This is a genomic window from Luteolibacter pohnpeiensis, from assembly GCF_016595435.1.
GTDB lineage: Bacteria > Verrucomicrobiota > Verrucomicrobiia > Verrucomicrobiales > Akkermansiaceae > Luteolibacter > Luteolibacter pohnpeiensis.
Genome location: NZ_JAENIJ010000154.1, coordinates 1 through 746, shown reverse-complemented (window position 1 = coordinate 746; position 746 = coordinate 1). Strand labels below are relative to the sequence as shown.

2 protein-coding genes are annotated in these 746 nt (G+C 57.9%); both read right to left on the bottom strand.

Going from position 1 to position 746, the window contains the following annotated elements; all coding sequences use genetic code 11:
- Window positions 1–197: hypothetical protein (locus tag JIN85_RS20700; RefSeq protein WP_200274434.1), on the bottom strand; the 197-nt coding region annotated here is incomplete at its 3' end.
- Between the two features lie 6 nt (window positions 198–203).
- Window positions 204–650 carry a hypothetical protein gene (locus tag JIN85_RS20695; RefSeq protein ID WP_200274432.1) on the bottom strand — a complete coding sequence of 149 codons (447 nt, stop codon included), beginning with the start codon at window positions 648–650 and terminating at the stop codon, window positions 204–206.
- Window positions 651–746: the final 96 nt, after the last annotated feature.

Below are 746 nucleotides of genomic sequence, written 5' to 3'. Positions count from 1 at the left end.
CCAGTGATGACGTTGAGGATTTCGAGCTGGCCCTTGCTTTCGCGAAACTCGGCATCAGCGAGCGGGACGTTTTCGGCGACGGCTCCGGAGAGGTAACGGAAGTTGCCGAGGGTGAGGCCGTGCTCCTTGATCAGGACGCGGGCGAACTTGGTTTCGGGTTTCTTCTCGGATTTGGCAGGAGTGGTGTTGTTAGACATGGCTTGTCAGGATGGGATTCGGGGCGCGTCCAAAGTCATCACGGAGGCGGCGAGGTGCTTGTCGCCAACCTTGGCGGACTCATGGGAAATGGCCTTGGTGTTGATCCACACGACGCCATTGGACGGGATATTCTCCGGCCACCAGCCGTGGGTGTGATCCTTCAGCGCCTGCATGACGCTGTCGCGGGTGGTGGCTTCGTTCGCGGTGAGCAAACGTGAGGAAAAATAAGTGATAGTATAAGCTCCGTGATAGAGCGCGGCCTTGGTCTTGCTGGTGTTCTTCTCGTCTTCCAGCTTCACCAGAATGTGACTGCCGCGCAGGTTCGCGAGCTTGGCCGAAAACGCACTGGTGAGCGTGTCGTCCCAAACCGTGACACGACCCTTCATCGCGGGGATCTTCTTTTCGATCCGCTCGGCAATGGCAAAGGCAATGGTATGAAGTGGATAGCTCATTGTTAGAAATCGAGTAAGGGTTGCCCGCCGTAACGAACCGAGCTGCTGGCGGACGGCGGTTCCGCAATCGCGAAGGCTTTCGGGTCCATCCCGGAA